16 protein-coding genes and 1 pseudogene are annotated in these 19,875 nt (G+C 55.4%); 5 read left to right on the top strand and 12 right to left on the bottom strand.

The window, feature by feature from the left end; translation table 11 throughout:
• The first annotated feature begins 29 nt into the window (after window positions 1–29).
• Window positions 30–1,148: a carboxypeptidase-like regulatory domain-containing protein gene (locus tag H7849_RS05590; protein ID WP_186744839.1), complete on the top strand. Its 1,119-nt coding sequence runs from the start codon at window positions 30–32 to the stop codon at window positions 1,146–1,148.
• Window positions 1,149–1,358: 210 nt separating this feature from the next.
• On the opposite strand, the gene H7849_RS05585 is transcribed toward H7849_RS05590, so the two are convergent.
• From H7849_RS05585 to H7849_RS05560, 6 genes are all read right to left on the bottom strand, one after another.
• Window positions 1,359–2,174: an SDR family NAD(P)-dependent oxidoreductase gene (locus H7849_RS05585; RefSeq protein WP_222439767.1), complete on the bottom strand. Its 816-nt coding sequence runs from the start codon at window positions 2,172–2,174 to the stop codon at window positions 1,359–1,361.
• Window positions 2,175–2,523: 349 nt separating this feature from the next.
• Window positions 2,524–3,996 (bottom strand): catalase, encoded by a 1,473-nt coding sequence (locus H7849_RS05580; protein ID WP_186744838.1) that lies wholly within the window; start codon window positions 3,994–3,996, stop codon window positions 2,524–2,526.
• A 161-nt stretch (window positions 3,997–4,157) separates the two neighbouring features.
• Window positions 4,158–4,853 (bottom strand): MIP/aquaporin family protein, encoded by a 696-nt coding sequence (locus H7849_RS05575; protein ID WP_186744836.1) that lies wholly within the window; start codon window positions 4,851–4,853, stop codon window positions 4,158–4,160.
• A 132-nt stretch (window positions 4,854–4,985) separates the two neighbouring features.
• Window positions 4,986–6,590 carry a cytochrome-c peroxidase gene (locus tag H7849_RS05570; RefSeq protein WP_186744834.1) on the bottom strand — a complete coding sequence of 535 codons (1,605 nt, stop codon included), beginning with the start codon at window positions 6,588–6,590 and terminating at the stop codon, window positions 4,986–4,988.
• Between the two features lie 281 nt (window positions 6,591–6,871).
• A complete protein-coding gene (locus tag H7849_RS05565; RefSeq protein ID WP_186744832.1) occupies window positions 6,872–7,795 on the bottom strand; it encodes a SphA family protein in 924 nt (307 codons plus the stop codon).
• 14 nt (window positions 7,796–7,809) lie between these two features.
• Window positions 7,810–8,397 (bottom strand): NADPH-dependent FMN reductase, encoded by a 588-nt coding sequence (locus H7849_RS05560; RefSeq protein WP_186744830.1) that lies wholly within the window; start codon window positions 8,395–8,397, stop codon window positions 7,810–7,812.
• 168 nt (window positions 8,398–8,565) lie between these two features.
• Here H7849_RS05560 and H7849_RS05555 point away from each other — a divergent pair, with 168 nt between their 5' ends.
• Entirely contained in the window at window positions 8,566–8,742 is a 177-nt protein-coding gene (locus tag H7849_RS05555; protein ID WP_186744829.1) for a LysR family transcriptional regulator, read from the top strand.
• Window positions 8,743–9,584: 842 nt separating this feature from the next.
• On the opposite strand, the gene H7849_RS27190 is transcribed toward H7849_RS05555, so the two are convergent.
• From H7849_RS27190 to H7849_RS05525, 6 genes and pseudogenes are all read right to left on the bottom strand, one after another.
• Window positions 9,585–10,058 carry a hypothetical protein gene (locus tag H7849_RS27190; protein ID WP_186744827.1) on the bottom strand — a complete coding sequence of 158 codons (474 nt, stop codon included), beginning with the start codon at window positions 10,056–10,058 and terminating at the stop codon, window positions 9,585–9,587.
• 156 nt (window positions 10,059–10,214) lie between these two features.
• Window positions 10,215–10,496, bottom strand: coding sequence for a zincin-like metallopeptidase domain-containing protein (locus H7849_RS05545; RefSeq protein ID WP_186744826.1), 282 nt, complete (start codon window positions 10,494–10,496; stop codon window positions 10,215–10,217).
• Window positions 10,497–10,574: 78 nt separating this feature from the next.
• A pseudogene (locus H7849_RS05540) lies at window positions 10,575–10,865 on the bottom strand (ArdC-like ssDNA-binding domain-containing protein); the annotation flags it as partial.
• Between the two features lie 944 nt (window positions 10,866–11,809).
• A complete protein-coding gene (locus H7849_RS05535) occupies window positions 11,810–12,046 on the bottom strand; it encodes a hypothetical protein (protein ID WP_186744824.1) in 237 nt (78 codons plus the stop codon).
• Window positions 12,047–12,151: 105 nt separating this feature from the next.
• Window positions 12,152–14,257: an alpha-amylase family glycosyl hydrolase gene (locus H7849_RS05530; RefSeq protein ID WP_186744822.1), complete on the bottom strand. Its 2,106-nt coding sequence runs from the start codon at window positions 14,255–14,257 to the stop codon at window positions 12,152–12,154.
• Between the two features lie 788 nt (window positions 14,258–15,045).
• Entirely contained in the window at window positions 15,046–15,507 is a 462-nt protein-coding gene (locus H7849_RS05525) for a cupin domain-containing protein (RefSeq protein WP_186744820.1), read from the bottom strand.
• Between the two features lie 464 nt (window positions 15,508–15,971).
• Here H7849_RS05525 and H7849_RS05520 point away from each other — a divergent pair, with 464 nt between their 5' ends.
• Genes H7849_RS05520 through H7849_RS05510 form a run of 3 tightly spaced genes read left to right on the top strand, consistent with a single transcriptional unit; the run spans window position 15,972 to window position 19,735 of the window.
• Window positions 15,972–16,580, top strand: coding sequence for a polysaccharide biosynthesis/export family protein (locus H7849_RS05520; RefSeq protein ID WP_186744818.1), 609 nt, complete (start codon window positions 15,972–15,974; stop codon window positions 16,578–16,580).
• Entirely contained in the window at window positions 16,577–18,004 is a 1,428-nt protein-coding gene (locus tag H7849_RS05515) for a hypothetical protein (RefSeq protein WP_186744816.1), read from the top strand. The genes H7849_RS05520 and H7849_RS05515 overlap by 4 nt, the downstream gene beginning before the upstream one ends.
• 45 nt (window positions 18,005–18,049) lie before the next feature.
• Window positions 18,050–19,735 carry a hypothetical protein gene (locus H7849_RS05510; RefSeq protein ID WP_186744814.1) on the top strand — a complete coding sequence of 562 codons (1,686 nt, stop codon included), beginning with the start codon at window positions 18,050–18,052 and terminating at the stop codon, window positions 19,733–19,735.
• The last annotated feature ends 140 nt before the right edge of the window (window positions 19,736–19,875 follow it).

Raw genomic sequence — 19,875 nt, 5'->3', positions numbered from 1 at the left:
AATTTGCCCTGCGAGACGAGGTTGATTGAATGTTTCACATCGCACGGGCGTCGACGCCGATGGTGTTGGCTAGTTCCATTTTGTTAACGTTTGCCAACCTTGCAGGTTCAACCGCTCATGCGCAGGAGAGTTCGAACTCGAGCGCACGCGACAGTCTCCCGAATGCGCCGCAACCGGCACAGGTCACCAGTCAATCCGGAGAAAAGGGATCCACGCAGACCGCTACCGGGAATATTTCCGGGACGGTGCTCGATACGAGGGGAGATGTACTGCAGGGAGCGAAAGTGACTCTGGCAGGCCAATCGGGTTCGCTTGTACGAACCGTAGAATCTGGCAGCGATGGGCAATTCGCGTTCGCGAGCTTGCCGCCATCCGCCTATAGGATCACCGTGACGGCGCCTGGGATGAACCGTTTCACCTCGACCCAAATCCTATTGCACGCAGGCGAGTTTCGCCTTGTGCCAGCGATAACGCTCTCAGTTTCGGGCGGCTCCACCAGTGTGACCGTGACCGCAAACAAGGTGGAACTGGCTCAGGAGCAGGTGCAGATCGCAGTCCAGCAGCGGGTTGCCGGCGTTATTCCAAACTTTTACAGCACCTACGACTGGAACGCCCCGCCGATGGGAGCGAAACAGAAATTTCATCTGAGCCTCCGGTCTATCATTGACCCGGTTTCGTTCTTAACTGTGGCCGCGATCGCAGGTGCGGAGCAGTACCAGAACGATTTCCCCGACTATGGCGGCGGCATCGAAGGATACGGAAAGCGATACGGGGCAGCGTTGGCTAACCACGTTTCGGCCGACCTGCTGGGCAGAGCTGTCTACCCTTCAATTTTCCACCAGGACCCTCGCTACTTCTATAAGGGCAAGGGAAGCTTCAGCTCGCGCGCGCTGTATGCGATGTCCGCTGCCGTCATGGCCAGAACCGATGACGGACGGTGGAGGCCCAATTACTCGAACGTGCTCGGCAACTTCTCCGCCGGAGCCATTTCGAATCTTTACTATCCGGCCTCCGATCGCGGAGCTTCCTTGGTCCTGCTGAATGGACTGGCCGACACGGGCGCAGATGCTGTGGCGAATCTGATCCGCGAATTCCTCTTGAAAGGGATTACGACTCACGTTCCCACCGGGGCGAACGGCCAGCCATAGGGTGAGCGGTCGCAAGGACTCTATTGCCTCGCGTAGTGTAGGTAGGGCCGGCAAACCCAGCAAGAGAGGTAAACTCGGGAGCGAATTGATTCCTCCGCTACGCATGACCGCTCCCCTGCAGCTGTTCTTAGTTGTAGAGGGTTATTTGTCCACTTGCCGAAGGCAGGGACCGATTTGAAAAGCTCGATGGGGTCGGGAGGAGTGGAGAGACTATTGATCCAGCTTCCCAGCCAATCGTCGCTCCTCCGGCGAAGCGGGCTCCAGGTTGACGGGTTGGGTCACATATGGGCGTTGCGCGGTGAGACCGCCATCGAGGGTCAAGGACTGTCCAGTGTAATACGACGATTTCTCCGAAAACAGCCATACAACCGCGTCCGCAATTTCTTTCGGGCGACCGATACGGCCAATAGGATGAACGCTCGCCATTCGGTCGAGCGCCACCTCGCTGCCAAATACCTCCAACAGCATTTCGGTTCGTACTGCGCCCGGACTGACGGCATTGACCCGAATGCCGTCTCGTCCGCACTCGACCGCGGCGGTTTTGGTCAGTCCAAGGACAGCGTGCTTGCTGGCCACATAATGGCCCGCAGTTGGGATCGCGAGCCGTCCACCCACCGAGGCAGTATTGACGATTGAGCCTCCCTCTCCTTGCGCAATCATCTGCTTCAACTCATCTTGGAGCAATAGGAACAGCGCTTTTACATTTACCGCGAAGACGCGGTCGAAGTTTTCCTCAGTCTGATCCACAAGCAATCGGTTGTCGCCGGATATTCCGGCATTGTTGAATGCATAATCAAGCCGTCCGAAGGTTTCGAGAGCAAACGGGACGATGAGCCTTACCTGGTCGGGTTGAGCGAGATCCGCTTGGATAAATGCGGCAGATCCATCGTAACGTTTGATTTCGTCGATCAACAGTCGCCCTTCGCGCCGGCGCCGTCCGGCAATGACAACCTTTGCGCCTAACTCGGCTACACGTCTCGCGGTCGCAGCGCCAATCCCGCGAGTCCCTCCGGTGATGAGCGCCACCTTGCCGGCAATTCCCTGTGGGTTCCAAACTAAACTTCACGAATTGATCCTCGACCATGCCAGTCAGCTCTCCGAGAGCCGCTTCATTCTGTTCAGCAATGTTCTAATGAAAAATCCCGATCGGCGGCGGGCGAACTGGACACGATACTCCCATTCGTCAATTGCGGCTATCTGGGACGGAGTCGTCAGCAAAGTCAGTAATGTGACTCGAGAGTCTGACGCTCTCATCGGATTCGGGTTTTTTCAATGGCCTTCAGGCTCTCCGCCAACTTCCTAGCGAACCTTTCTATACGGGGCCGCACGGAAGCCTGCGGTCAGAAATTCCGCAGGCTTTTTTGGTAGCGGAGATCTACTTTGCCGTCACTAACTCATCGATAGAAATTCCGATTGCCTTGGCGACACTTTCACCATAAGCGGGATCGGCGCGGAAGAAGTGACAGAGCTGCCGCTCCTGAATATGGCGCGGAACCTGCGAAAGGCTGTCACTGATGTTGCTGATCAGCCGCTCCTTTTCGTCTGTTTTCATCAGTCGGAAGAGGTTGCCAGCCTGTGTGTAGTAGTCAGAGTCGTCTCCATGGTTGTGGCGCGCTACGGTTCCGGTGATTGGGTTGGGGCGCTCGATGTAGCGCGGATCCTGGGTGGGACCACTAAAGCTATTCGGCTCATAATTCGGTGAGGAGCCACCATTACCATCGAATCGCATAGCTCCGTCGCGGTGGTAGGTGGCGACCGGGCTATCCGGCTTGTTGATGGGAAGAGCGTCGTAATTGACGCCAAGACGATGGCGGTGCGCATCAGGATACGAAATGAGACGGCCCTGCAACATCTTGTCCGGCGAATAGCCCATGCCGGGAACGATGTTGCGCGGCTCGAAGGCAGCCTGCTCAACTTCAGCAAAGTAATTCTCAGGATTGCGGTCAAGAACCATCTCGCCGACTTCTACGAGCGGGTAATCGCTGTGCGGCCAAACCTTCGTAAGATCGAACGGATTAATGTGATAAGTCTCAGCATCAGCCTCTGGCATCACCTGCATGCAAACGTGCCACCTGGGGAAATCGCCATTCTTGACTGCCTCGAAGAGGTCGCGCTGTGCGTAGTCGGGATCTTTGCCGCGCATCGCATCCGCTTCCTCGCGCGTGAGGTTCTTGATTCCTTGTCTGGTCTTGAAGTGCCATTTCACGTAGAACAGTTCGTTCTCCGCATTGATGAGCGAGAAGGTGTGGCTGGAATATCCGTTCATATGGCGATAGCCATTGGGTGTGCCACGATCACTGAAAAGAATCGTTACCTGATGCAACGACTCGGGAGAGAGTGAAAAGAAGTCCCACATCATGGTAGGTGACTTGAGGTTGGTCTGCGGATCGCGCTTCTGGGTATGGATGAAGTCGCCAAATTTGAGTGGATCCCTGATGAAGAAGATCGGCGTGTTGTTGCCGACCATATCCCAGTTGCCTTCTTCGGTGTAGAACTTGACGGCGAAGCCACGGGGATCGCGCTCACTGTCAGCCGAACCCTTCTCGCCGCCTACCGTGGAGAAGCGGATAAATAAGGGCGTGATGTTGCCGACTTTTTCAAAGAGCCTTGCGGTGGTCCATTTGAACATGTCGGGATTGGTGCAGACGAAGTGTCCGTAGGCACCCGAACCCTTTGCGTGCACGACGCGTTCGGGAATGCGCTCGCGGTTGAAGTGCGCCATCTTTTCAAAAAGAAGAAAGTCTTGGAAAACTACGGGACCACGAGGTCCAGCAGTGAGGGAGTTCTGGTTGTCGCCAACAGGACGCCCAGCGCCCGTTGTCATCGTCTTGCGTACTTCATTAGCCATGTAATTCACCAAAATCTTTGAGAGTAAAAGGTGGTTCTATGAGTCGAAACCGAACCTGCTCTCGCATGGATAATCAGATCCGGAAAGAGGTTGCAAATGATGGACACCGGCAGGCTACCTATCGACTGCCAAATCGAGGAAAGCAACCGCGACAAACGATTTTAAGTACGCGAATAGCTGTCCTCGCGAGGAGTAACCCGCGCAGCTTTCGTTCGCTGTAGCTGTTGAGGAACATCTTCAGCTGAACTGAGGACCTTGAACGCACCTGCCGCCACCGCAGCACCGCCAAAATCAGCGATCAGGTAAATCCAAATCTTCGACCAGGACGATAACCCGAGGACAGAGATGGCCGTTGCGACTGCCGGGTTGAACGCTCCACCGGAAATGTTACCGACAGAAAATGCACCCACTAGTACCGTGAATCCTATCGCCAGCCCATAAAAGGAATTGCCGGATGTACCCTTGGCCGTTGCGACGTTCAAGACAACGTAGACAAGCGCAAAGGTAAAAAGAAACTCTGCAAGAAGCGCGGGTATAGTTGCCGGGTGGAGCGGCGTAATGGCGTCACCTGCCTTCAGGAGCTTGACGGCAAAAGCTGCCAATACTGCTCCTATGATTTGAAATATCATGTAGGGCGCTACATCTTTGGCCTCGCACTTTCCGCGCAGCCAGATGCCCAGCGTAACGGCCGGATTGAAGTGCCCTCCCGAAATATGTCCGCCTGCAAAAATCATCACCATGAGTGCGGAACCGATTGCGAGCGGGGCAAGCGAGCCGGCGCCGTGGCCGATGACCGAACACCCAATGGTCAGAACCAGAAAGAAGGTTCCAATGAGTTCAGCGAAGTACTTCTTCATTACATCTCCTTTGACTCGACTTAGACATGTGAGACTGACAATGATCTGCGCACATGGCTTGCGGCACAGAGCCGCCCAAGAGGGGCGCCAATCTTCCGGCGCCCTGTTATCAAATTGGATAGATCGTCATCATCAGTGCTGTAGGCTTTCGCGCATCGCACGGATATTTTGCTGAATTGTGTTCGCGACGGCTGGGTTGGTTGTCGAGTAACCATCGGTCAGCGTCTTGAGGAAGGCGACGATATCGTCTTCATCTTGATCGGACAATCCAAGCTTGCCCACCGTTGTGTCTTCATTCTGTGACACCTCCGGTGCGGGCCAGCAGGTTTTCTTTGCATTGGAATCATTGGGCGTCGGGCACATCATATCCCGCGTGTTGTAAAAGTGGACAACTTCCTTCAAGCTTTTCAAGTAGCCGTTGTGCATGTATGCCTTAACAAAGTCCGGATAAGGCCTCATGTCGACATCGCGCACCGTTGGTACCCGCATTTTGCCGTTATACATGGGCGCGTACTGCATCCACGACTTGTCGGGAACAGGCGAACCCTGCGCTCCACTCAAGAATGCGCCCACGCCGAGATCGACATACGCAGTCCCCATCGGGTTGACAACATAGCCATAAGCGTCCGGCTTGTTCTCGTAATACAAGGGGATGTCGAGATTTTTCGGCAGGCCCAGGTTAGAGGAAGTAAAGTCGGTGAACACTGGCGCGGCGTCGGCGACGGTCCCACCGGTGGCTCCGTTCGCGTTGCCACTGAGATGGCAGGTATTGCACTTACCCTGACCGTTGAACAGCTCATAGCCATGCTGCTCTTGTGGGGTCAGCATGGCGTTTCCGGCAAGATAAGCATCGAACTTGGAGGAGAAAGCGTTGACTGCGGACGAGCCCTCGTAAGCAGCAATGGCCAAAGCAAACTGATCATAGATCGTGTTCGTTTTGGTGCGGTCTTCGGAACTGAGGCTTAGTTGTGGACCCACCCCATTCTTGCCTACTGGAGTGCCGCAGGTTTTCTCGGCATCCGCAGGCCAGGTGATAGTCTCAATTGTCGAGCCGTACACCTTCAGCCACAGCGAGAGATAGCGTCCGCGTGAGACACGGTAAGCAACGCAGGCACTGTCCGGCAATCCCATCTCTACCGGATTGGTAGGCGGTCCCTCCGCCTGCTCTGCTGCGGCACTCTGCATCCTGGCGCCTGTCGCGCGCATATCCCAGAAGTTGCCTCCGTAGAAGTCCTGCTGGGTTTTGTTGTAGTGCAGTACCGGCGCCAATGTTGCGTAGGCATAGCTCTGGGGCTTGCGTCCGCTGAAGCGAGTCTTCACCGACCCGGGGTAGGCCACCGTTGTCATGTTCAGGATCTGACTTGCTCCGGTGTAGCCCGCTTCCGGCATGTGGCAAGTGCTGCATGACTCGTTCTTATTTACGGACAGCGAGCGGTCAAATATCTCCAGCTTGCCTAGCGTTTGAATCTGGTGCATGGAGTCGAGATCGGTATCGATCAGCCTTAATGTCTGCTGCTCAATCTGATCAATCTCCGCGTTAATCTTCGCGAGTTCGCCGACTGCTCCAGGCGGGAGAAATCTGTTTGACGCTGCATTCTGTGATGGATCGGTGTTTTCATCCTGTCCTTCCGGCTTTGCGGAAACCGATCGAACGAGCACGAGACAGAGTGCGCAACTAACTAAAGCCGCCGCGAGGGCGCCAAGGGAAAAACCTCGTTTCTTCATTTGCTGAAACATGATGCATCCTCATTGTGTGGGGGATTATGGATGCGAGACGCTGAGATTTCGTGACATCTTCCGGCACCAATCTCCAGCTATTTCGCAGTGTCCCGTATGAAACTGCGAAACTCCCAATACATGAGCAATGTTCCTAAACGACTAAAAGGCAGATAGAACTCATAAATGAGACCAAAATGAGATTCAGACAAAAATATGTGTCATTCCGTGCACAAGGTACCTGTGAAGCATGGATATAGAGTGTCTTAATATTCGAAGTGTCGCGCGCGTTCACGCCCGCTTTATCCTTCCTTCCCGAATACCTTTTCGACCCTGAGTACGAGTTTGTTTCCAGTCGGACGATTTTCTGCTCCGAGTTCGTGATATCCATTCACGTAGAGGAACCACTGGCCATGGTTCCAGACAGCACCTGGCCCGAGCGCTCCAACTTGTTCCGGAGAATTCCTATGCGCAATCCCGTCGATCTTTGGATCGCTGATTTGTTTCAGAAAATATCCGTTACCACCGACCCAAAGATGCTTCCCTAATCCATACGAAAGTGTGGAGTTGAAGTGAATGGCTTGTCCGGCCTGCGTTGATTTCGTGTCGAACGATTTCGGTGGTTCAGCATTCTCTGAGCTCCAGAGATAATGAACACGCCAGCTCGTCTCAAGCCTCTTCAAAGGAAATGCCGTCATCGCATAGTACGGATGGACGGTATAGGCATGACTACTTAGGCTCAGGTTTGTGTTTTGCGAGTATTCACCAACCGGCAGATCGAAGTCGAATACTACTCTTTGGTCGAATGCAACAGTACCAAGCTTCTTCTCGTTCCATTGCAGAATGAGCGGCGAGACTGTGAGATCCCCCAATCCGCCAGCCGTCGAGCCGGGCCCGGCGTTTACATGGGCCGCGGCCACAACGACCTCGGCGCCATACCAGCCACCACCAACACGATATCGGCTGAGCCAGGCAATATGCGTCAACGAGCTGATGCTGTTGACCCGCCCTGTTCCCGGTACTTCATGACCTTTGGCATCGACAATCACTTTGCTATGTGCGCTATCACCGATTTCCTCGACCACGATTCCGGGACCCGCAACTCCATCAAAGAAACTGGTATCGCCTAAATTGACTGGTGGCTCTGGCACGTGGGTCTGAGCTACTGCCAAAGCGGCACAATGTAGAAAGGGAATGATGAAGCCGAGATTACGATGGGTCTTCATTGCTGCTCGATATATCAATAAGCGACCATTGATGTACGCCTTACGAGTGCCTCCACACGCAGCCTTTCCAAAGACTCCATGATGAAAGACAACCCGGTCTCGTCGTTGTACTCGCTATCGGCAAACTTCGTATGGACGCCGCCGATCACGACCTCGGGACCCATGACGAGCTGGGCATGCATTGCAATCAATGTTTCGCGAAGCTGATACTGCGCGCGCACTCCCCCTGTAAACGCGAGCGAAGAACTGATGATCGAAACGGGTTTGTTTCTGAAACAGGACTGGAAAGCAGGACGGGATGTCCAGTCCAATGCATTCTTCAAAACACCTGGAATACCGTGGTTGTATTCCGGCGTCGCAATTAGGACGCCATCACTTTCTACAACGCTTCGCTTCAGTCTCGCAATGGCCGATGAGCCCGGTGAGCGGTCCAGGTCCTCGTTGTAAAACGGGATCTCTTCGAGAGTCATGACATCGATCAACATCAAAGGCGCAGCCTTTCGAGCAAGAGTCCTAAGGATTGCAGTGCTGAAGGAAGCCTTCCTTAGGCTTCCAGAGATTCCGAGAATACGTACCTGGTCTTGTGTGTTCGTATATTGCATTCGGTGCGTATGCGGCTAAATTCCACAGGCCACTGGCTTCTGGAACAGCAATTTTCGAGCTGGCTCTCGCCGCTTTCCTCCAACCTTCAGATGCTAGATATATAGGGGCCGATTGATGTCGGAGAAATACTTTGTTCCTGTTACTCTGATAGCCGAGAGCTATCAGCGATGGAACTCAGGCAAGTGCGATACTTCGTTGCCGTTGCCGAAACCTTGAGTTTTCGACAGGCAAGCAATCACCTGCACGTCTCCCAGCCTTCATTGAGCGTCCAGATCAAGCAACTTGAGGATGAACTTGGCAACTCCTCGATTTGTGTAATGACGTCAAGAAAAGGGGAGGGCTAGAGCAGACCAAAAAGCAATTTTTAATCAGGAGGTCCAGACGTTGGCCAATATCATTGCTCGGGCGAAGCATGAGAAGCAGGTAGCTTGAATTCATACACAAAAACCGTAGCGGCGATCGACTGCATTTTGCGGGGGAGAATGCGCTTCGGCAGTCACCTGAAGCAGTTTCGGCTCTTTGGTATTCGCTTTTGTCATGGTCGGCATTCTGCACGGACTATTGCTTGCTTCAACCCTGCGATTGGCGGAGTTATTTCCGAAAGAGAAGCAGAGTAATGATCTAAGTACGATGCCTTCACAAAGCATTGCAGGGAAGCTCAGGACTAGCCATCGAGTCGGCCCTCGTTGCAAGCTTCCTCAGCAAATCCGCAGGTGCCGGTTCCTAGTCGCTTGGGCAGATAACGACGTCTGATGCGGCGGGGTGCCACGTCACGATCTGATGGTGTTTAAGAGGGAAAAAGAAATTGCTTTCAGCACCCTCAACAAGGGAAAAGTTAAAAGCGTGCATAAGATCTCAGCACCCTTGCTAATGATGCTTGATTTTATCGTGAGCCACAAACCCTTTGTTTCGTTGAGGTTTGATGGCGGGGACGACGGGGCTCGAACCCGCGACCTCTGCCGTGACAGAAGTGCATTCAGATGTAACTCATTGAAACTCATGAGCACCGTTGGCTAACGTAAGCATTGAAAAGCACTAGAAAGCACTGGTAGACAATCCTTCAGCACCCTCGCCAGCACCCTCGCCTTCCCTGCCCCGACGTCTGCCGTGCAACGGCAGCATTCTCACAGGCAACGTGGCCTGCTCTGATGCGCCTACGAAATGGCCGTTGCGCTACCGGTCGTCCTCAATGTTGATGCCTTTTTGCTATCACCATCTCCTCGATCCTTTGCGATAAGTCCTTTACTTTCGTCCCCTGCTGGCAAGATTCTGACGAGATTTTCAAGCCCAACGAGACGATTGATGCCTTTTGGGTATCACCAAACAATGCGATTTTGCATTCATGGCAACCGGGTGAAAGATAACTAGTGAATTCACTACACCCAGAGCCGATCAGGATGAGATTGGTGTCGGCCACGCGCTCTTGCTGGCCAAGTTGCAAACCGGTCAGCAGGAAGAGGCACTCTCTGCCTGCTTTCGGGAAGACTGGAGCAATGGCAACGGGAAAGCGAAGCGCATCCTCCTTCCAGTCCGTCATCTTCAGCCGTGGATTGAGCACAATATCCTGCTCATCCTTAGAGAAGCTTCTTTCGATAAGCGGGACACGCAGCTTGTGCCAGAGGCAGGAAGCTGTGTGGACTGCCCTAAACAAACGGGACACAATAAACTTCTTTTCGCCGATGTACGTCAGGACGCTTGTAAGTTATGTGGAATCTGGGCAAATTGCAGTCTTTCCTGTTGGGCCCTCGCCGACGTGCGATCCGCGTGAGTCGCGGCCAGCCAGCCATCTGTTCTTCTGGAACCTCCAACAGGAGGTTCATCTGTCTTCTGATTTTGTCATCCACCTATCCCTCTCTGTAACTAATTCCTCCTTGCTGTAAAGCTCATCGCCGAAGCGGTCGCTAAAAGTGCGATTCAAGCGGCTCTCGTGGGCTGTACTGTGAATCAGTTCATGGAAAAGGGTGCTGTAGTAGTGGGGCGCGTCCACAAAGCGGCTGCGGGCGGCCATGTGAACGGAATCGGTGCTTGGCCGGTAGTAAGCGCGGTACTCGCTGGGACTGGCCAGATGGAGCGCGGGCCGGTTCTCCCATGCCGTCACGATGCCTTCGCAGATTTCGCTTTCGTCAATCTCAGGCGCGTTCGCGGGCAGCTCGATTTTAGGAACCGTGAGGCTGTCTCACTGCTCCACGTTGAAAACCGTGTAGTGGCAGAGCACGAACGGAAGACGCTCATCCTCTTCTTTGCCTTCCTCGGTTTTCTTCGCGTCTTCGGGAAGCTGCTTGTAAAAGACAATCGGGGTTTCGTGTTCACCTTTGCGAACAGTGCCTTTCAACTCCTGCGCCTGTTTGAACGTGAGCCAGAAAGGAGAGCAATACTCGCTCGACCAAAGCAAAAGAACATTGATGCCTCGGTATGGTTTGCCAGTGTAGAAGTTGCGCGGAAATGGACCGCCTGTGAACCGTGGCGCCTTCCACGGCTTTCACCACGGAATCACGCTCGCCTTGAGGCTGGAAATAATGCGGTCTGTAACGGTCTGGTAGATACTCGGCCTGTTGCTGGTGCGTGTCTTCTTCACTGCTGCCTCCCTCGCTTTTGCTGTTGCCGTTGCTTTTCATGTCGTGCGCGGCATGTACCTCACATGCCGGACGCCACGTGGCGAACGCGGGGGGGTAGCAAGTGCAAGGAGAGGGGGGATCACCCACCTTGCAACGGAGCGCAACGGCAGAGATTCAATTGATGTCCGAATATTCGCGCTTTTATCGAGTTTTTCCGCTTACTCGACTTCTGAGACTAGCTGCGAAAGCCCTGTTGCACTAAAAGTGACCTTATGGCCTCGGGTTCGACCTCTGTGAAATACTACTCATGAACTTCAGAATGCTTTTCGCTGAACGAGGGCGTCCGAAAGTGGAAGTGGGTAGTTCTGGGAATCTGGGAAAATGCTGTACAGTGACCGTACAGCAGATTTGGGATTGGTGGAATTCGTTCCAATCCTGGCATTCCGGCGATCAACAAGTTGCGTATTCTCAGTAGAATCGCCCGGTTCGACTCCCGCCGCCTCCACCATACTTCGCGACACCTTCGCGGTAGAGATGCTGCTAGCGGGGGTGCCGATCGGTCAATCTCAATCCTGCTCGGCCACGCCAGCGTAAAGATCACCGAGAAGCACTACTCTCCTTGGATCAAAGCTCGTCAAATTCAGCTTCAGCAAAGTGTTCGTAACGCGTGGCCAGTGGAGCAGACGAAACCTGTCATCAGCGCGAACAATCGACGGCGCCTGAAACGGAAGGCATCTATCGCTGGTGCGCTCAGGCGGAATTGAGAGTGATGCCAGCGGTGGTGAAACGATTCGTTTTTGAATCGAAGCCAGAGATTCCGGTGTCGGTACTCTTTGATCCATCAGAATTGAAGAAACTAGAATCCGACCAGAAACTTGCCGTCTTGCATCATATGCTGCTTGCGCGAGCCTTTGCTAACGATCGGATTCTTGTTCATCGGAAAGAACGTCTTGACTACATCCCAGTCGCCTGCAAATTGCGCGAGCTGCTTCTGACCAGCGCCCGGAGCGTTCGGCGATTCATACTCATTGTGGATTTGCTGCGCGACTGCCGCGGTGGCAATGAGCAAGGTGGTGGTAATCCATTTCCTCATAGCGCGTGATGATTATGCGAAAATCGCAAGCATTGCACGGCCTCTTGGTTGGCACGGAACGGGTGTGAATTACAGAGCGGATGATGCGGGATGCACCCAGTGTGGCTATGGTGTCGGCGAAAGATAGACCTTCGCTTCCCATGGGAAGAGCGGCTCGCGACCGGCCCACTCGCCGGGAACCTCGCGCTGCTGCGTGACTTCTGTCCAGTTTCGTCCGCCGGGCCAGTTGGCTACGACATACTGACCGTCTTGGGCGGGCGTCGTGCCCCAGTCTGAGAAATTCGCGACCACCACCACCAGCGACCCATCCGGCCCTGGCCCGCGTTGCCATACGAGCACACGCTTGCCGTCATTAAAGTCAGTGTGCAGAAAGCTTGTGTCATTGACGCCCAGCGCGAAGCAACTTGTGCGCAGCTTCACTAACCGTGAGACATACGCTAGCAAGTCTTGGCGAAGGTTCGGAAGCGGGTCGCTGCCATCCAGCAGATCGAAGTGCACGGGCGCCACCTGCTTGCCGCCATCCTGCGAGACGTTTCCGTTCACATCGAAGCGTGTGTGCAGATCGCCAAACTCCTCGCCTGCAAGGATCATCGGCACACCTACGGCGGTCAGCAGGCAAGCGAAAGCGAGCTTGATACGCCGGATTGCATCGACCGCGGCGAACCCAGCGTACTTGGTGAATGAAGTGAACAGCCGCTCGCGCGCCTTGCCTTCCACATCGTGCGACGTGATGTAGTTCACCGCCTGCGTACCATCTGTGAAACCGAGGATACGGCAGTCGATGGCCTTACGCACGGTCCACTCGAACGTAGGCTCGCCTTCATCCGCTGCGTTTGTGCCGAACACCGCCGCCCGCACCAGCACGCGGAAGTGATCATTCCACAGACCATCCAGCCGCCCCTGCGTGAGCAGCGCCATGGGCACGGTTAGCTCCTCTCCCACTACGAGGAACCGATCGTCGCCGCTCCCCTCGAGCCCCGCGGCCTTCCACCTCGCTTCCCACGCCGCCCGCGCACGGTTCTTGAAGCCGCCGACGAAGTCCCAGTTTGCAACGTTCTCCACACTATCCATCCGGATGCCGTCGATGCGAAAGTCACTCATCCAGCGCGCCAGTTGCGTATACATGTGCTGCCGCGCTGGGATCATGTTTGGCTGATCGCTTCCGGTTTCTGGATCGTAGAACGCACTCGTTAGTGCGCGGGTGTAGCGGAACAACGTGCTTCCGAAGCCATCGCGTGGTTGAGGATTGCTTGGCGTAGAGCGTGACGTTTGCGCATCCGGATCGCTCATGTGGTCGTTCGCATCGTCGATGCAGAACGGATCGAAGGCGACATGCTGGTATGGCTCGTTACGCGAGAACGCCATCACCATGTCTACAAAGAAGCGAATCTTATTTGCATGGCAAGCGCCCACCAGTCTCGAGAGATCGCGGTTCGCCGTCGGCCAACTATATCCCTCTGGTTGACCCAACTCCGAGTCGGGCGCGAGGTAATGCGCTGTATCGTAGCCCCAGTCGCGCTTGAAGAAACTGTCCGCCGGCGGCAGCAGTTCGAGCGAATTGACGCCCAAATCCCGCAGATATGAATTGCCAGCAGCGGTTACAGCAAGATCGCTAAAGTTTGCGCCGATGGCGTCGGTCTGCACTAGTGCAAGCACATCCTGAAAGCTGCCCGTGCCAATGCCGGAATCACCCGTTCCCGCACGCGCCCATGCCGTTGGCAGTTCATAGATCACGAGTTGGTTATTCGGCGGCAGCGCGGGAGATGGCATATCCTGCCCGGTATCCATGTGTTCACCGCCCGGATCGCATGGCTGCAACTTGTCACTGGAAAACAGCACGACCCCTGCAGGCTGCCGATCTTCGTCGTCGAACGGTACCTTCAACGGCGGCGGAATCAGCCGCCAATCCACGGTCCATGCTGTTGGATCCGTGCAGAGAATCGCGCCGCCTGGCCGGTCTGGATTTGTGCTCTCCACTTCGAACCAGTAGTGATACACCGTGCCATCAGTCATCCCGCAGTCTGTCGCGGCAATGTGCCATAGCCCGGTCACTCCAGAAACTGGCTTCAATGGCAACCGTTTCGAGTCTGCCAGCGTAGGCGGATTTCCAAACTGGAAGCGACCGATCACCAAAGCAGGCGCTGCCATCCCCAGCAGCGGACGCCACAGAACGAAGTGCGTAGATTTGCGCGAAAGCAGGTCCGAAGGCACGGATCAAACTCCTGGAATCAGACAGGATAATCTGTGGGCCAGCTGGCTCCGCAAAATTCGAAGCCGCTCCCGAACTGCCGAGTGATTCCTTATACCTCGGCTTCACTGCCACGGCAATACTCCGGGGAAAAATTTAACGAAGTCATCCGGGTCGAGCAGCGCTTTCAACACCGCGCTGCTGCGCGGGTGGTTTTCCGCTAAATATCGGCAAACGCGCCTGCGTTGAGTAATTGTCCGTGTGGCCAGTAACAGGGAGTAACTCAGAAAGGCGCAGAAGCGAGTCCGGCAAACGCCAACCCGATCTTCGCGAACTCCTGCCGGAGAACCGCAGCATTCTAGGAGATTCGCAGCCTCTCCAAATCAGCCGTTGGACAGCTACGAGGTAATGCATATGAGTTGATCGGGTGTAGGAGCTACCGGATCCTGGCTGATGCAGCGACGCAGCACTCTGGCCTCCCTGTCCAGCCCGTTCTGGCCCTGCTTGACTTGCCACGCGTGAAAGCGCCTAAAGAGATCCCGCCGATACGGTACTGGATGGTCTGGTACCCGCGCTTCGATCGCGACTTGCTACACGCATGGCTTCGAGAAACCGCGCGTCAGATCTTTCGACCTTCTCCTCGCGAGTAGATTAGGAACGACAAGTCGGCATGTGGTGAGCAAACGGTTGTTCATTACATGTGCGTTTAGGATGATCTATCTTGCAAAAAAGGCTCTGGTCCGCGAACTGACAGGGGATGAGTTTGCGCCTTTGCAGATCGGAGAAACACTATAGCACCCGCACTTCCAATTCAATACTCCGCTTTCTCTCCCCTCGCCGGAACTGAGGTCGGAACACCTGGAGTGCCGGCATAGGTGATGAGCAGCACAGTAGGTTCATCACCCGACTCTCCCCGATGCACATCGTCAACGGACTCCCCTACGGCTTGCCCCTCATGAACAACCAGCGTTTTACCGCTGTCTCTGTCGTGCAGAGTGAGAGTGCCGGATAGCACATAGACAACATTCGGAAACGGATGGGTGTGCCATGGCAGAGCGGTATGTGGTGCAATGGTCAGTTTGATCGTTGTGAGTTGCGGCTGCCCGGTTGAATAATGTGTGTACGGTTTGCCGTTCCAGGATTGTGTAGTCTGTAACAGGATATCGCGGTGGCCGCTTGCAACGTTCTGAGCCCCGTTTTGAGCGAGTACGACCGTCAAAGATGCTCCGCAGGTCATGGCCGTCAGTACGAAGATGCGGTATTTAGAAATCATATTGGACTTCTCCCATGGTCATCAGGCTGTCATGCAATTGCTTGTCGAACAAGATATCTCAGCCTTTAAACATAAGATTCAGAATGGCCTCTCAGGACGCTGGAATAAACGATCTCAGGTTTGACTGCTGTTCCCTCATTGCTGTCGCCGAATCTTGGGCAGACGCTGGGAGATGCCCGATCCGCCCGGCGCTGGCAAACCCAGAAAGACCTAATGGGGCGCGATCGATCCTCGTAAGCGTGCAACTGGCTGTCCGGGCCAGACAGGATGCAGAGAATGCAGCGATGAGACGCTTCTGCTGTGATGTCCGATGTCTGGCAAAGGCAAATGTGCCGGGTAACACAGCATGGTAACTACATATATGCGACCAAACGTAACAAGTTTTGCCCGGCTACCCGATTTGTGGTAATACCCTCGTTCAAAATCAGCCGACATGGCATACAACGTTTTGCATGCAGTATTTTTTGCCTGGCGCTATGCTCCGCGGGCTCATGGTTTTGCTCATGGCTGCGGGGCAGCTCTGCTATGCGCAGGCGACGCAGGCCGCACCAGATGCAGCAATGAGCGGTGTCGCAAAAACGCCCGAAGTGGTGCCCGCGACTTACAAGATTGGAATGGGCGATGTGTTGCACATCACCGTTTGGGAGGAACCTCAACTTACTGAGACGGCCGTGGTGAGGCCGGACGGCAAGGTTTCCATGCCATTGGTGACTGAGGTGGATGTGGCAGGGCTAACTCCGGAAGCGGCGCAGCAGGTGCTGACAGAGCGGCTGGTCAAGTTCGTTCATAAGCCGCGCGTGACGGTGACCGTACAGGAAATTCATAGCCGGATGGTGTACATCACCGGCGAGGTGCAGCGGCCGGGCGCGTATCCGTTGATGGACGCGATGAATGTGGTGCAGTTGGTGGCGCGCGCAGGCGGACTGACGGATTTCGCAAAACAGAAACAGGTGTACGTTCTGCGCGGGGGCACGAGCGCGCGGCTAAACGTGAACTACGAGAAGGTTCTGAAGGGGCAAGCCCCACAACAGAACGTGGAGCTAGCGCCAGGGGACACTGTGGTGGTGCCATGAGAATCCAGAGAGTGGGCCTGCTCCTTTGGTCCTTTATCCTGATTGGTGGCGCGGTGACACAGGCCAGCGCACAACATTCTGACAACAGTGGTGGAGATAGCCGCGGCAACTACACGATCCGCAGAGCGGACAGTGACAATCCGCGCACGGCCAGCACCGAGCCGTTGAACAGCTGCGGAGATTCACTTTCCGTCGCGCTGCAGCAGGGAACGCCGGAGTTTCCCTGCTGGGCGAATATTCGCACGGTGGAGCGATGGAATACGGCAGCGATTGTATCTGGTCTGCAGCCCGGCAGCGATGCCGCCGTTAATCTGCCAAAGTATCAGCCTTCTACTTTCAAATTCACCTTGGGCGGACTGAGCGGGTTCAGCTTTCCCAATGCTGGTCCGGGCAATGCCTATGGCGGACTGGGTGCGGCAGCGGGCGTTATCGAGCGGCGCCGCTGGCAGTTTATGGCGGAAGACGGCGGAGGCCTTGCCGATTTCAAGGCGGGTGGCGAGGACTACTTTGTCGGTCTGAACCGCGCGGCGGTGCGCGCGACGGGCGAGATCAATCCGCGATGGACATGGCAGGGCACGGCGACTAGCACATTCGGAACCGACGCGGCGCGGGTGGTGGCTCCGCTCGATTTCCGGCAGGTAGGCGACGCGGGAGTGCCTGCGGCCGAAACAGTGGTGTACGGGCTGCACTCTGGAAGAGTCGCAACGGGAGAAGAGAGCGGCAAGATTCGCTATGAGGATTCGCGACGGTCATACTGGGACTTCAGCGGGACGCACACATACACGCAGTACAACGCGGATGACTTTCTGGTGCAGACCGCGCGCGCAAGGGTGGAGTATCTGCATGCGCTGACGCCAATGATGGGATTTGGTGTCTATGGCAAAGGGGAGCATCAGACGGGGCCGCTGGATTGCAGTCTCGGCGGAGTCGGTTTGCGGTGGCTGGATGCGTGGGGGACGCACGCCAGCGTGAATATCTCCGGCGGAGTGAGCGGAGCGAGTGATTCGTGCGGAAAGCGCGTCCAGTTTACCGGCACTGCAGCGGTCTACGCGAAGCTGACACATTCGACCGATCTGTATCTTTCAGGAGGCCGCGATTTGAGCGATGGCATCCTGGAGCATACGGTGTTTCTGGGTACGGCGGCCGCGGGCGTTCGTCACTCTTTCCATCGCGTATTGGATATACGCGCGAGTTTGAATGGTATTCACGGGGTTGATCCGGCGACGAAGCAGTCCTATCACGGCACGTTCGTGGAGGGCAGTTTGCATTACCGGATGGGGCTGGGCTTTTCGCAAGAGGTTGAGGTTCGTAGTTACAAGGTCGCAGGCACGCCAACAAACGACCGGGCAGTAGCAGTTTTCACGTTGTGGTGGACTCCAGGACGGACCGCCGAAGCTACAACAGCGCGTGCTTCACTTCGCTAGATCTTAATTCTGCCTTTTTCATCTTGGACGTACATCGAGGGAGCTATGCAAGAGAAGAATATTCTCCTGTGCTTTCTTGCTTTGCCGCTGCGACATAAGCTTGCAGCAGCAGGCATTGCACTTGCGATCGCAAGCGGATTTTTCTTCTGGTCGCGACACGGTACCGCGCGCCTGACGACGGCTGAGGTGTCGTTTGATGCGGATGAAGCACGGCAAATTGAGCCTGTGACCATACAGGAGAAAGCGCCCGCGGTGGCGCTGGCACAGTCGATCCTGAACGATAGCGCGATACAGGGGGTGGCGAAGCGCACAGGTGTGAAGAGCGATACGGCGGAGTTTCGTTCTCATCTGGAAATGACGCAGCCTTCTGCCAACTCCCTCCACGTAGTTTTCCTTGACACTGAGAGAGAGACGTCGGTGGCGGTAGCGAATGCCGTATCGAATTTGCTGGTGGCGTGGAAGCCGGCGCCTGCTGCTTCTGTAGCAACCGCTCACGCGCCGCAAGCTGCGCCACTTATGCCTCCTGCGGTGGCGAGGCCGCATTCAAACACGCGGTCTTTGCACTCACAGGAAGAGCAGTCGCAGACCGCCCATATGCAAAGCTTAGAGGCGCAACTTGCGGCGACGGACCAGAAAATCGCTGCTCTGGATGCAGCGGTGCAGACAAGCACTTCGCGAAAGGCGGAGGTGTCTCCGCGTGTGCCGAGTGCTGAGAATGACCAACGGCGGCTGCTGGAGGCGCAACTTAGTGTGACACAGAAGAAACTCGATGATCTGCGACTGCGGTACACGGATGAGTATCCGGATGTGGAGGCAGCGAAAGAAAACATCGCCGAGATTCAGCAGAAGCTAGCGTCTTTACGACCAACGGGCAATGAAGCGGCGCCACCGAGTCCCCCCAAACCGGAGGCGCCTTCGAACGAAGAAAATCAACTGCGCCAGAAACGCACTCGTTTGCTGGAGACGATTGCGGACGAGAAGCGCCGTGACGCGACGCGGCGAGATTGGGTACCGTCAGCTGTGGATGAATCGCCTGCTCTTGTGCCTGTAGCTTCCTCCCAGTCGCAGGAGACGCAGGCTCCTCAACCTGCGAATCCGATTGTGGCGCCGGTGCTGCAAAGTCCATTTACGCTGGTGCGCCTGGCGACGTATGGCGAGCCGGGCCCATGGTGGCATGGCGTTCTGGCGGGAATATTATGCGGATTCCTTTATTTAAGCAGTGCTGTATGGCGTTGTCTGCCCATTCAGAGTACGGAGTCGCACGAGCCGCTGACATTTAACAGCGATACTGGCACGAGGGCAGCGAAATCGCTGGAAGGTCCTACTGATCTTGCGAGTTGGGAGAGCGAGATCAAGAAAGCTCTGGCTCTGACTGATATCGGTCGCCAGGAAGAAGCGTTCCTATTACGCCAGGAAGCAGAGAGGGTGCGCGAAGAAGCAACTGTTGACCGGCAACAAAGTAGCGCCGGCGGTCCAGAGCTGAAGGGTCAGCTCTACTATGCTGAAGTAGCGGCGGCTATTCGCGAGAAGATCAAACGAGAGCCGGATAGCTGGATGGCGCACACCGAACAGGCACGTGAAGCCCTTGCAGGAGGCGACTACAATATGGCCATCAAGGAGATAAAACTTGCGATGACCGTGGCGCCAGAGAAGATGAAACCTCAGCTCGACAAGATCATCATTCAGCTCGACAAGAATATGAGCATGAAACAGCGTGCTGCTTATGGGTGAAGTTGAGACACATCAAAGACGTCATTCTGGGCCGCCACCGAAGAATCCTAGTTATCTTGGGCTTCCGATAGATCGAGATTCTTCGTCGCGTCGCTCCTCAGAACAGCAGTCTTCGTCTACATAAGACTTGCTCTAGACAT

This window comes from Alloacidobacterium dinghuense, from assembly GCF_014274465.1.
GTDB classification, from domain to species: domain Bacteria; phylum Acidobacteriota; class Terriglobia; order Terriglobales; family Acidobacteriaceae; genus Alloacidobacterium; species Alloacidobacterium dinghuense.
Note: the sequence above shows the minus strand (reverse complement) of the source record. Positions and strands in the feature narration are given on the sequence as shown.